Here is an 11,678-nt window from a genome sequence, read left to right on the forward strand (position 1 = left end):
GAGATGCCGGTAAAACGAATAATGCGCCTGCGGAAAAGCATTCCGGTCAGGCGCACATAGGTTCATGGGTACCACAACTGCAACACGTCAACCGTAGCACGATCCGGCCCGCGGGGCCGGAGGGGGACGCGCGTGTCGGCGTGTCCCCCTCCGGCCCGTCCGTCATCGCTTCCGCGCGTACCGGCTCTCCGGGCGGGCGAGGCCCAGGTGGCCCCGGAGCGTGGAGGCCGTGTAGGCGCCGCGGAAGGCGGACCGCCGCCGGAGGGCGGGGACCAGGCCGCGGGTGACGGCGGTCAGGTCGTGCGGGAGGACCGCGGGGCGCAGCCGGAAGCCGTCGAGCCCGGCGGCGTGGCGGTCCAGGAGGAGGTCGGCGAGCTCGTCGGGGGTGCCGGCGAAGATCTCGGCGTCGGAGGCGAGGGGCGCGCCGGCCAGCTCGTCCAGGCGGGCGAGGCGGCGGGCCGCCTCGCCGGGGACGTCGTCGAGGAGGACGAGCAGGTCGGCGAGGACCAGCAGGGGCCGGTCCTCGCGGTCGCGGCCCACGGTCTTCGCGGCGGCGTCGACCTCGGCGAGGACGGCGGCGGTGCCCGCGAGGTCACGGGGGGTGACGAAGACGACGTCGCTCGCGCGGGCGGCGAACTCGTAGGGCACGGAGGCGTGCGCGAGGCTGGCGACGACGGGCTGGCCCTGGGGCGGCCGGGGCGTGATGGAGGGGCCCCGGACGCTGAAGTGGGGACCCTCGAAGTCGATGTGGTGGATGCGGTCGCGGTCGATGAAGCGGCCGGTGGCCGCGTCGCGTATCTCCGCGTCGTCCTCCCAGCTGTCCCAGAGCCGGCGGACCACCTCGACGACGTCGGCGGCCTCGTCGAAGAGGGGCCGCAGGCGGGCGGCGATCCGCTCCGGGTCGCGGGCCTCCTCGTCGGTGAGCTGCGGGGTGGTGCGGCGGCCGAAGTGCGCGGCGTCGGCGGCCCGGGAGGCGATCTGGGGGCGCCAGCCGGCGCGGCCGGTGGCGGCGAAGTCGAGGGTGGCGACGGCGAGGGAGAGGTGGAAGGGCTCGGTGTGGGTGACGTTGGCGGTGGGGACGAGGCCGATGTGCCGGGTGAGGGGGGCGAGCCGGGCGGCGAGCAGGACCGCGTCGAGGCTGCCGCGGACCTGGTCGGTGCGGTCGTCGGGGCGGTGGAAGGCCGCGGACTGGGGTCCGAGGAAGTCCTCCAGGGTGACCAGGTCGAGCAGGCCGCGCTCGGCCTCGGCGACCAGGTCGGCCCAGTAGCCGGGGGTGAAGAGGTCGGCGGGCCGGGCGCCGGTGGCGCGCCAGGCGGCGGGGTGCCAGCCCGCGCCGTCGAGGGCGACGGCCAGGTGCAGGGGGGTGGTGGTCACGAGGCCGCGCCTTCCTGTCGGCGGGTGGGGGCCGGGCCGAGGCCCAGGTGGTCGCGGAGGGTGGTTCCGGTGTACGCGGTCCGGAAGACGCCCTTCTCCTGGAGGAGGGGCACGACCCGGTCGACGAAGTCGTCGAGGCCGTGGGGGGTGAGGTGGGGCACGAGGATGAAGCCGTCGGCGCCGTCGGTCTGGACGAAGTGGTCGAGGGCGTCGGCGACGGTGCGGGGACTGCCGACGAAGTTCTGGCCGCCGTGGACCTCGATGACGAGTTCGCGGATGCTCAGGTCGCGCTCCTCGGCGAGGGCCCGCCAGCGGCGGGCGGTCTCGGCGCGGCCGGTGCGGAAGATCGAGTGGCCGCGCAGCACGAGGGCGTCGGGGTCGGGGTCCACGTCGGGGAGCGGTCCGTCGGGGTCGTAGGCCGACAGGTCGCGGCCCCAGACGGCCTCCAGGTGGGCGATGGCGGTCTCGGGGCCCACCTGGGCGCGGGTGATCTCGTCGGCGTAGGCGGCGGCCTCGGCGTCGGTGTCGGCGACCACGGCGGTGGCGGTCGGGAGGATCTTCAGCTCGTCGTGGGTGCGGCCATAGGCGGCGAGGCGGCGCTTGACGTCGGCGTAGAAGGCTCGGGCCACGTCGAGCCGGTTGTGCTTGCTGAAGATGACGTCGGCGTCGGCGGCGGCGAACTCCCGGCCGGCGTCGGACTCCCCCGCCTGGATGACGACGGGGTGGCCCTGCGGGGGGCGGGGGGTGGTGAAGCGGCCGGAGACGTCGAAGTGCGGGCCGGTGTGGGCGAAGCGGCCGGCGTCGGCCCGGACGAAGTGCCCCCGCGCGGGGTCGGGGCGGACGTCGTCGTCGGCCCAGCTGTCCCACAGGCGGCGGGTGACGTCGAGGAACTCGGCGGCGCGGGTGTAGCGGTCGGCCTCGGCGAGGAAGCCGCCGCGGCGGAAGTTCTCCCCGGTGAAGGCGTCGAAGCTGGTGACCACGTTCCAGGCGGCCCGGCCGCCGCTGAGGTGGTCGAGGGAGGCGATCCGGCGGGCCACGTCGTACGGCTCGTTGAAGGTGGCGTTGACGGTAGCGGCGAGCCCCAGGCGGTCGGTGACGGCGGCCAGCGCGGCGAGCACGGTGAGGTTCTCGGGCCGGCCGGCGACGTCGTACTCGTAGAGCTCGCCCTTGTGCTCGCGCAGTCGCAGTCCCTCGGCGAGGAAGAAGAAGTCGAAGAGGCCGCGCTCCGCGGTGCGGGCGAGGGCGGCGAAGGACTCGAAGGCGATCTGGCTGCGCGACCGGGGGTCCGACCAGACGGTCACGTTGTGGATGGCGGGCAGCTGCACCGCGAGGTGCACCTGTTTCCGGTGCTTCCTGGCCGGGGTGGACACGGTCTCTTCCTCCTGCGGAACGGGGACGTGCGGATGCGCGGACGCACGGGCGACGGACGTGCGGATGCGCGGGCGTGCGGGTGGCGGACGTACGGGTGTACGAGGGGGATGCCCCGAGCCTGCCCGGGTGCCGGCGCGGCGGGCCAGGCCCGGGGCCCTCGTTTCACGAGCTGTTCACGGCCGGGGGGCGGCCCCGGGGAAGGGGGCGACGGGGGTCGGCGCGGTGAAGCGGACGGTGTTGGCGAAGGCGACGCCGTGGCTCTTGACGTCGATGGAGATCCGGTCGCCGTCGGCGATCCGGAAGCCGTCGTGGAAGCTGGCCTCGTCGGCGCCGAGGAGCAGGTAGTTGACGAGGCCGGGGCGGCGCGCGGCGGGGAAGGAGAAGAAGTGCGCGGCCATGTCGGCGATGTCGAAGTACAGGGCGTCGCCGCCGCAGTCGAAGGGGCCCTCCCAGGCGGTGGCGCCGTCGCGGACGATGGTGACGCGGCCGGTGACGGTGGCGGGCGGCGGGCCGAGGAAGAGCCAGGGGGCCAGGGCCGTGTCGCACAGCTTGCAGTACGGGTTGTAGCCGGGGTCCTGGCGGTGCAGGCCGATGTCGCACAGGTCGTTGCCGAAGGTGTAGCCCGCGTAGTGCGGGGTGCCGTCGGCGTCGTTGACGTACACCAGGGCGACCTCGGGCTCCTCGATGAGGGCGACGGGCCCGGCCGGCACGACGAGGGGTTCGCCGGGCAGCCGCACCCAGTCGCCGAAGCCCTTGAAGAACCACTTGGGCGGGGTGAAGGGGCCGTCCGCCGGGGCCTTCTCGCCGCCCCACTTCTTGGTGTGGGTGCCCATGAAGCCGCTGAGCAGGGCGTTGTCGGTGCCGGTGGGCAGCAGCGGCGGGAGGAGGCGCAGTGCGGGGTCGTCGACGGCGACGTCGGTGCCGGGGCCGGTGGCGAGGGCGGCGCGGACGGCGTCGGCGGAGCCGTCGGTGGTGCGGAAGGCGTCGGCGACGGCGGTCTCGGCGACCGGGTGGAGGGTGAGCCGGGTGCCGGTGCCGGGCAGTCCGAAGCCGACGTGCCGCGCGCCCCGGTACGTGGCTTCGAAGAGCACGGGGGGCAGCGGGGCCGGGGCGGGGGGCTGGGTCACGGGGACTCTCCTCGGTTCGTGGGATGGGGCGGAGGCGGGGCGGGGGGTTCAGGGGAGGGCGGCGAGGCCGTCGAAGGCGGACCCGACGTGGTCGACGGCGGTACGGATCCACGGCAGCCGCAGCGGGTCGGGGGCGTCCAGCGCGGCCTGCTGCTCCTCGGCGGTGGCGCCGTACAGACGGCTGGTGGCGAGGCGGAGCCGGAGCGGGTCGCCCGGCTCGCCGAACGCCTCGGCGGGCAGGACGCCGATGCCGTGCTCGTCGAGCAGGCGGTGGGCGAGGGCGGTGCCGCCGGTCGTGCCGTGGGCGGCGAGCCGGTCGCGCAGGGGCGTGAGGTCGGGGTAGAGGTAGCAGGTGGCGGTGACGGGGGCGAGGAGCGCCCCGGCGGCGGTCAGCCGGGCGGCGACGGCGCGGGCGACCGTGCCGTGCAGCCGGCGGCTCGCCCCGACCCGGGCGAGGACCTCGGGCGGTTCGGCGAGGGCGTAGGCGGCGGCCTCCTGGACGGGGGCGGGCGGGCTGGACCAGATCTGGCTGGCCACGGCGGCGAGCGCGGCGTGCAGGGCCCGGCCCGGCTCGCCGTCGGAGAGCCGGGCCACCCCGGTGCGCCAGCCCCCGACGGCGAGGTTCTTGGTGAGGCCCGTGGTGACGACGGTGCGCTCGGGCGCGTACCGGGCCGGGGAGTCGGGCGGTGCGGCCGGGTCGTGGACGAGGTCGTGGTAGATCTCGTCGGAGACCACGGTCAGGTCGAGCTCCCGGGCCGCCTCGGCGAGCCGGCGGACGGTGCCGGCCGGGGCGACGGTCCCCGTGGGGTTGTCGGGGACGGTCACCACCACCGCGCGGGGGTCGCGGCCGAGGGCGCGGGCCCGGCGGACCGCCTCGCGCAGCAGGTCCGGGTCGGGCACCCCGCCCCGGCCGGGCGCCACCGGCACGGGCAGCGGTTCGCCGCCGGCGAGCCGGGTCTGGGCGCCGTAGCTGACCCAGCCCGGCACGGGGACGACCACGTCGCCGCCGATCGCCAGGAAGAGGGCGAAGAGCAGCGCCTTGCTGCCCGGTCCGGCGACCACCCGGTCCGGGTCGGTGGGCAGGCCGCGCCGGGTCCAGTAGCCGGCGGCGGCGGCCCGCAGCCCGGGGCTGCCGGTGACGGGGCCGTAGGCGGTGCGGTGGACGGCGCGGGCGAGGCGGTCGGCGAGCTCGGGCAGCACGGGCAGGCCGATCTCGCCGCTGGCCATGGGCAGGACGCGCTGTCCTGCCCGCTGCCGCCGGGCGAGGATCTCGTCGGCGGCGAGGGTCGCCGACATGGGGACCGGGGCGGTGGTCGGGGTGGGCATGGGTTCTCCGGTCAGGGCGTGGGGGCGAAGCGGGCGCGGAGCACGGCCTTGCGGACCTTGCCGGTGAGGGTCTTGGGCAGCGCGGGCAGCGTCTCGACCCGGTCGGGCAGGAACCTTTCGGGCTGTCCGGCGGCCCGCAGGTGCTCGCGGACCTCCGCGAGCGTGGGGCCGGCGCCGCCCCGGGGCACGACGACCGCGAGGATGACGGCGCCGGGGTTCCCCGCCGCGTCGGGCAGTCCGACCAGCGCCGCCTCGACGGCGGCCGGGTGGCTGCCGACGAGCTCCTCCAGTTCGGCGGCGGGGGCGATCTCGCCGTCGCGGACGAGGGCGTCGCGGGCCCGGCCCAGGACGCGGATGCCGCCGCGGCCGTCGTCGCGGGCCAGGTCTCCGGTGTCGAACCAGCCGTCCGCGTCGAGTTCGGCGGCGAACGCCTCCGGGCGGCGGTGGTAGCCGAGCGCCAGGGAGGCGCCGCGCACCCGCAGCCGGCCCACCGGGGCGCCGCCGTCCGGCAGCGGGTCGACGCGGGTCTCCATGGCGTCTATGGGGCGGCCGTTGCTGTGCGCGGCCCAGCCGTCGGGGTCCTCGGGCCGGGTGGTGGTGACGGGTCCGTTCTCGGACATGCCCCACAGCGAGTGGGCGCGGGCGCCGAGGGCGTCGTGGACCTCCTCGGCGAGGGCGGGCAGGACGGGCGCGGAGCCGATCACCACGTGGCGCAGGGTGCCGGTGTCGCGGGGCTCGGCCCGCTGGGCGGCGGCGACGTCGGCGAGGGTGGCGGGCGGCCCGTACAGGAGGGTCGCGCCGTAGCGTTCCACCAGGTCGAGCAGGGCCGGGTTGTCCCGCAGGTCCTGGAAGGCGACGGTGCCGCCGAGCAGGACGCCGGCGAGGACGCCCTGGGCGAAGCCGGAGTAGTGCACGAGCGGGGTGGAGACGGCGACGACCCAGTCGGAGCCGAGGCCGAAGGCGTCGACGTAGCCGCGGACCGCCGCGTGGACGGTGTTCTGACTGTGGAGGACGCCCTTGGACTCGCCGGTGGTGCCGGAGGTGAACAGCACCACGAAGGGTTCGTCGGCGGCGAGTTCGCGGCCCTTCAGCTCCTCGGCGTACGTCTCCTCCCAGGGGGTGGTGCCGAAGTGCCCGTGGAAGGGGCGGGTGCCCTCGGGGGCCGGTCCGTCGACGACGAGGACGTGCTCCAGGTCGGGCAGTTCGTCCTTCAGGGCGGCGGTGGTGGCGGCGAGCGGGACGCCGTCCCAGTCGGGCAGGGTGACGGCGACCCGGGCCCGGGTGAGGCCGAGCCGGTGGCGCAGCTCGTCCTCGGGGCAGACCGGGGAGATCGGGACGACGACGGCGCCGGCCCGGATGGTGGCGAACATCAGCGCCACCAGCTCCCAGCGGTTGGGCAGCTGGACCGCGACGGCGTCGCCGCGCCGCACCCCGAGGTCGAGCAGGGCTCCGGCGAACCGGTCGGTGAGCCGGGCGAGTTCGGCGTAGTCGAGGGTGTCGGTACGGGACTCCCGCAGGCGCCGGGCGGCGACGGCGAGCTTGCGCGGCCGCTCGCGGGCCTGGCGGCGCAGGTCGTCGAGGAAGGTCTCGGCGCGCCACCAGCCGCGGTCCCGGTACGTGGCGGCGCGGGCCTCGTCGTGGTGGTCGGGGAGGGCGGGGCCGCCGGGCGCTCCGGAGCGGGCCGGGGCCGCCGCCGGGGCGCTCACCGGCGCTCCGCGGCGCGCTCGGCGCGGCGCACGGCGAGGAGTTCGGCGAGCGGGTCGCCGGGGCTTCCCTCGGCGATCTCCAGGAGGTCGCGGGTGTTGGTGCGGACCCGGTCGGCGACCCAGTCGAAGACCCAGGTCTTGCGGGCCTCCGCCTCCAGGTCGAAGGGGACGACGCGGGTGACGGCGAGGGCGGCGGAGGCGGCGCCGCCGATGTTCGCGATCACGCCGGGGACCAGGTGGGCGCCGGAGGCGGCGACCTTCTGGCGGGCGGCGTCGGTGGAGGCGAGGTTGGCTCCCTCGACCACGAAGCGGGCCCGCAGCCGGTGGGCGTTCTCCTCGGTGAGCGCGTGCTTCTGGGCGGCGAGGACCAGCAGGTCGGCGTCGACGTCGAGCCAGGCGTCGGGGCCGGTGGAGAGGGTGACGTGCTGCGGCAGCCGGGTGCGGTCGATCCGGCCGTGGACGTCGGTGACGGCGATCAGGTCGGCGACCGGCAGCCGGTCGGCGCTGATGGTGCCCTCGACGTCGGCGACGGCGACGACGGTGTGGCCGCGCTCCTCCAGGAAGGCGGCGACGGCGCGGCCGACGGCGCCGAAGCCCTGGACGACGACGCGGGCGGGCCGGGAGCTGCCCCGGGCCTCCAGGGCGGTGAGGGCGGCGGTGCCGACGCCGTGGCCGGTGGCGTCGATCAGCGGCTCGTAGTAGGTGCGCCAGTCGATGGGCATGTCGGGGGCGCCGAGCCGGAAGCGGGGGTCGTAGCCGGCCTCGGCGAAGAAGACGGCCCGGTCGGCGGGGGTGACGCCCATGTCGATGCCGAGGTGGATGCCGCCGTGCAGCAGCGGCTTGACGGTGCGGCCGAAGGTGCGGAAGGTCTCCTCGCGGGCGTCCCCGCGGTCGTTCCCGTCCGCGGCGACGATGCCGGCCTTCGCGCCGCCGATGGGCAGTCGGGCGAGGGTGAACTTGTGGGTCATGTCCCGGGCCAGGCCGGCGACCTCCTCCTCGGTGACGGCGCCGGTCATCCGGGTGCCGCCCATCGCGAGGCCGTCGACGAGGGTGTCCACCACCACCCAGCCGCGCAGCGTGCCGCCGCTGCCGTTCAGGTGGGTGGTGAAGGCGGGCCGTTCGTTCTCTTCCGCGAGGGTCATGGTTCGGGTCCTTCGTGGGGTCGGGGTGGGGTCGTACGGGTGGGGCGCGGGCGTACGGGTGGCGCGCCGGCGGCTCAGCGGTACAGGTCGGCGAAGCCGCGCAGGATCTCCAGGCCGTCGCTGCGGAACTCCAGGTGGGCCTGGGAGCCGTGGATGCGGCCGTCGTCGGAGCGCAGGAACTCGACGGGCGCCTGCGCGGAGCGGCCGATGGAGCGGAAGCCGGGCGGGGCGGCCTCCAGGTAGAGGGTGTGCCGGTGGAAGACGGTCACCGTGGGCTTGACGTGGGCGAAGAGTGCCTCGCTCTTGTCGACCTCGGCCTCGTGGCCGCCGACCCGCTGCGGGCCCTCGACGAGCCGCCCGCCGGCCTGGGTGGCGAGCAGCTGCATGCCGCCGCAGATGCCGAAGACCGGGACGCGCGAGTCGAGCAGCAGGTCCACGAGGGGCTTGTAGTGGTCGAGTTCGTAGGCGCGGACCTTGGTGCCGCTGAGGACGACCGCCTGGTAGCGGCCGTCGAGCCGGTCCGGGAGGGTGGCGGTGTCGGTGGTCTCGGTCGTGGAGCCGAGCTGTTCGAAGCGGGCCCTCAGCTGGGGCAGGGACAGGGTGCCGTTGTTGACGAGGAGGACACGGGGCTGGGGCACGGGTGCTCCTGATTCGGGCGTGCGGCCTGGGGGTTCTCAGGCGGTCGCGGTCGCGGTGGGGGCGGGGACGGGGGGCTCGGACGGTTCCCCCGGGACGAGGAGGGTGCCGGTGCGGGCGGCGAGCAGGTCCGTGACGGTCCCGCTGCCGAGCACCACGGAGGGCACCCCGCCGTCCAGGGCCTCCCCCGCGGCCCGGAGCTTCTTCCGCATGCCGCCGGTCGCGCCCTTGTCCCGGAAGCGGGCGGCCTCGGCGGCGGTGATCCGGGTGACGGGCGCGCCGTCGACCAGGAGGTGGGGGACGTCGGTGACGAGCACCAGGGTGGCGGCGCCGACCGCCGCGGCGAGGGCGGCGGCGGCCCGGTCGCCGTCGGTGTTGACCTCCTGGCCCGCGGAGTTGCGGGCGAGGGGGGTGACGAGGTGGGCCTGGCCGGGGCGGAGTTCGCCGAGCGGGGCGGGGTCGACGCCGGTGATGGGGCCGACGAGGTTCTCCAGCTCGACGAGCTGCTTCTCCCGCCACCACCAGCGTTCGCCGGGGGCGGCGGCGACCAGGCCGTCGCTGCCGAGGAGCCGGCGGGCGGTGACGCCGCGCCGTTCCAGCCGGCCGAGGACGTCGGCGGCGAGCCGTTCGCTGACGGTCTTGATGTCGGCGATCACCTCGGGGGTGGTCCAGCGGCTCTGGTTGCCGTAGCGGTCGCGCAGCAGCGCGGCGGGGTCGGCGTGTCGTCCGCCGAGCCGCTTGAGCGGCCGGGACCAGCCGTGCACGAGGAGCAGGGGGCGGTGGCGGGCGTGCTCCGCGAGGTCGTCCCACCAGGGGTCCGGCAGGTCGTCGAGGGCGCTGCCGCCCAGCTTCACCACCAGGGGCGCGGTGCTCATGCGGGCATCACCGGCTGCATGGTCAGCCCGCTCTCCTCGGGGAGGCCGAAGCGGAGGTTGGCGGCCTGCACCGCCTGGCCGGCCGCGCCCTTGACGAGGTTGTCGAGGGCGGCGAGCACGACGATCCGGTCGGCCTCCGGGTCGTGCAGCACGGTCACGTCGCAGTAGTTGGAGCCGAGCACGGCCTGCGGGTCGGGCACCGGGATGAGGGTCTCGTTGTGCCGCCGGACCCGCACGAAGCGGTGTCCCTTGTAGAAGCGCAGGTAGGCGCGGTGCAGTTCGCGCTGGTCGACGGGCCCGGCGGGGAAGACGTACGTGCTGGTCAGCAGGCCGCGCACGTGCGAGACGCCGTACGCGGACATGCTGAGCGAGGCGATCGAGCCGCGGCCCTCGCGGGCGAGGAAGTCGCTCGCCTCGGCGGCGTGCCGGTGGCCGGTCGGGGAGTACGGGGCGATGGCGCCGTTGCGCAGCGCGTGCAGCTCGGAGGTGCGCAGCTGGAGTCCGCCGCCGCTGGAGCCGCTCTTGCCGTCGACGAGGACGGTGCCCAGGTCGAGGCCGAGGCCCAGGGTGAGCGGGGCGAGGCCCAGGGTGAGGGCGGTGGCGTAGCAGCCGGGCAGGGAGATGAGCGCGGCGTCCTTCAGCCGGTCGCCGAGGAGTTCGGGCACGCCGTACACGAAGCGTTCGGCGAGGTCGGGGCGGCGCTGGACCTTGGGGTACCAGCGGTCGTGGAGTTCGGGGGTGCGGATGCGGAAGGCGCCGCTGAGGTCGACGATCGCGGGGACGCGGTCGGCGAGCAGGGCGGCCAGGTCGGCCGAGACGGGGGCGGGGGTGGCGAGGAAGAGGACGTCGACGCGGTCGGCGACCTCCTCGGTGACGGGTTCCACGGTGAGACCGAGGTCCTGGCGGAGGCCCGGGTGCAGCTCGGCGGGGCGCCGGCCGACGTGGGAGGAGCCGCCGAGGAAGGTCAGCTCCAGGTCGGGGTGCTGGGTGATCAGCCGGATGAGGTCTCCGCCGGCCAGTCCGGACGCGCCGACGACTCCTGCGCGGATCATGCGAGCAGCTCCTGTGCGTAGCGGGCGATGGCCGAGGGGACGTCGATCCCGGTCGCGGTGGCGACGGCCCGGAAGGCCGGGGCGTGGTTGACCTCGTTGACGAGGAGGCCGTCCTGGGTGCGGAAGAGGTCGACGCCGTAGATGCCGGGGCCGAGGACGTCGATGACGGCGTCGACGGTCTTGGCGACCTCGGGGTCGTGGCCGAGGGCGCGGTTGCGGTTGCCGAGGGCGGCGTTGTTGCGCCAGTCGGTGCCGCCGGACTCGAACTCGGCGGCGGCGACGAGCTCGCGGCCGACGACGAAGCAGCGGACCGAGCCGCCGGGCAGGTACGGCTCGACGAGCGCGGCCTGCTCGAAGGCGTGGCCGAGGTCCTCGATGTAGTCGTAGACGGACTGGGCGGTGTCGGCGTCGCGCAGCAGGGTGACGCGCTTGCCCATGCCGCCGAAGACCGGCTTGAGGACCGCGGGCGGCGGCAGTTCGGCCAGGGCCCGGGTGAAGTCCTTGCGGGAGAGGACCAGCCGGTGGTCGGGGACGGGCACGCCGGCGGCGGACAGGGCGGCGCGCAGGGCCGCCTTGTTCTCGCAGGCGTGGATGGCGGAGGCGGTGTTGAGGACGGCGGTCCCGGCCGCCTCGGCGAGCGTGGCGATGAGTCCGCCGCGCGTGTAGCTGCGGCTGCGCACGAGGAGCAGGTCGAAGTCGCGCAGGGCGGGCGCGTCGGGGGCGCCGAGGCAGAGGGACTCGTCGTTGACCCACTCGACGCTGAGGCCGAGGCCGGGGGCGGCGTCGATGAGACGGCGCTCCTCCCAGGCGATCCGGTCGGCGACGACGGCGATTCTCAGGGGCATCTCACTGGCCCCAGTCGCGCAGCTGGACCTCGACGGCCTCCAGGGTGAGCACCCCGTCGGCGACCGCCTCGACGCGCAGCGTCAGCAGGCACTCGGGGCAGGAGAGGGTCTCGCCCGGGCCGACCGGCGGCACGGTGAGGTCGGTCTCGCACTCGGGGCAGGCGCCGGAGAGGGTGGCGGTGGTCATGGGAGGGCTCCGTTCTGGGGTGAGGGGTTCGGTGGAG

Annotated in this window: 11 protein-coding genes; all 11 read right to left on the bottom strand. The window is 75.7% G+C overall.

The genetic code is table 11. The features are described from left to right. Positions 1 to 162: 162 nt before the first annotated feature. The 11 genes from IE326_RS24040 to IE326_RS24090 all read right to left on the bottom strand — a co-directional run bounded on the left by IE326_RS24040 (position 163) and on the right by IE326_RS24090 (position 11,641). Positions 163 to 1,374, bottom strand: a complete 1,212-nt coding sequence (locus IE326_RS24040) for an LLM class flavin-dependent oxidoreductase (RefSeq protein ID WP_150226797.1) — start codon at positions 1,372 to 1,374, stop codon at positions 163 to 165. Beyond that, complete coding sequence (locus IE326_RS24045) at positions 1,371 to 2,744, bottom strand: NtaA/DmoA family FMN-dependent monooxygenase (RefSeq protein WP_229915591.1); 1,374 nt, start codon at positions 2,742 to 2,744, stop codon at positions 1,371 to 1,373. The genes IE326_RS24040 and IE326_RS24045 overlap by 4 nt, the downstream gene beginning before the upstream one ends. A 174-nt stretch (positions 2,745 to 2,918) precedes the next feature. Beyond that, positions 2,919 to 3,872 (bottom strand): fumarylacetoacetate (FAA) hydrolase, encoded by a 954-nt coding sequence (locus IE326_RS24050; protein ID WP_268983035.1) that lies wholly within the window; start codon positions 3,870 to 3,872, stop codon positions 2,919 to 2,921. A gap of 48 nt (positions 3,873 to 3,920) precedes the next feature. Then, the gene (locus IE326_RS24055; protein WP_190042964.1) at positions 3,921 to 5,198 is read right to left on the bottom strand and encodes a pyridoxal phosphate-dependent aminotransferase; all 1,278 of its coding nucleotides are present in this window, start codon (positions 5,196 to 5,198) and stop codon (positions 3,921 to 3,923) included. Positions 5,199 to 5,209: 11 nt separating this feature from the next. Continuing rightward, positions 5,210 to 6,904, bottom strand: coding sequence for an AMP-binding protein (locus IE326_RS24060; protein ID WP_190042965.1), 1,695 nt, complete (start codon positions 6,902 to 6,904; stop codon positions 5,210 to 5,212). After that, positions 6,901 to 8,046 (bottom strand): Glu/Leu/Phe/Val dehydrogenase dimerization domain-containing protein, encoded by a 1,146-nt coding sequence (locus IE326_RS24065; RefSeq protein ID WP_150226800.1) that lies wholly within the window; start codon positions 8,044 to 8,046, stop codon positions 6,901 to 6,903. Before IE326_RS24065 ends, IE326_RS24060 begins: the two co-directional genes overlap by 4 nt. Before the next feature lie 74 nt (positions 8,047 to 8,120). Next, positions 8,121 to 8,684: a type 1 glutamine amidotransferase gene (locus IE326_RS24070; protein WP_150226801.1), complete on the bottom strand. Its 564-nt coding sequence runs from the start codon at positions 8,682 to 8,684 to the stop codon at positions 8,121 to 8,123. 36 nt (positions 8,685 to 8,720) lie between these two features. After that, complete coding sequence (locus tag IE326_RS24075) at positions 8,721 to 9,557, bottom strand: amino acid kinase family protein (protein WP_190042966.1); 837 nt, start codon at positions 9,555 to 9,557, stop codon at positions 8,721 to 8,723. Then, positions 9,554 to 10,609: an N-acetyl-gamma-glutamyl-phosphate reductase gene (gene argC / locus IE326_RS24080; RefSeq protein ID WP_150226803.1), complete on the bottom strand. Its 1,056-nt coding sequence runs from the start codon at positions 10,607 to 10,609 to the stop codon at positions 9,554 to 9,556. Before argC ends, IE326_RS24075 begins: the two co-directional genes overlap by 4 nt. Next, positions 10,606 to 11,454 carry an ATP-grasp domain-containing protein gene (locus tag IE326_RS24085; protein ID WP_190042967.1) on the bottom strand — a complete coding sequence of 283 codons (849 nt, stop codon included), beginning with the start codon at positions 11,452 to 11,454 and terminating at the stop codon, positions 10,606 to 10,608. The genes argC and IE326_RS24085 overlap by 4 nt, the downstream gene beginning before the upstream one ends. Before the next feature lies 1 nt (position 11,455). After that, a complete protein-coding gene (locus IE326_RS24090) occupies positions 11,456 to 11,641 on the bottom strand; it encodes a hypothetical protein (RefSeq protein ID WP_030753108.1) in 186 nt (61 codons plus the stop codon). Positions 11,642 to 11,678 lie beyond the last annotated feature (37 nt).

It is taken from the genome of Streptomyces filamentosus, assembly GCF_014654895.1.
GTDB classification, from domain to species: Bacteria; Actinomycetota; Actinomycetes; order Streptomycetales; family Streptomycetaceae; genus Streptomyces; species Streptomyces filamentosus.